General features: G+C 22.7%; 1 pseudogene. It reads right to left on the reverse strand.

Going from position 1 to position 269, the window contains the following annotated elements:
- Positions 1–12: 12 nt before the first annotated feature.
- Positions 13–165 (reverse strand): annotated as a pseudogene (locus AYC60_RS09570) (HAD hydrolase family protein); the annotation flags it as partial.
- Between the last annotated feature and the right edge of the window lie 104 nt (positions 166–269).

Below are 269 nucleotides of genomic sequence, written 5' to 3' on the forward strand. Positions count from 1 at the left end.
CATAGCAAAACCTTAACCAACCTCTAAAAACATATCTAAGTAATTCTCACCATTACAAAAAGCATGTACATCTTTTAAATATATGTCTAATTTTTGGCAAAAAACTTCTAATACTTTTGCCTTAATTATTCCTTTTTTAATTAAATCATATAAAAATATACCGAATCTATCCTGAGTACGTTTATCGTTAAAACAACTTTTTTAAAGAAATTAATGTATATTATCTAATTCTTTTTTATCCTTAGTACTTATCATTAGTTTTATATTAT

The organism is Streptobacillus felis (genome assembly GCF_001559775.1).
Classification (GTDB): domain Bacteria; phylum Fusobacteriota; class Fusobacteriia; order Fusobacteriales; family Leptotrichiaceae; genus Streptobacillus; species Streptobacillus felis.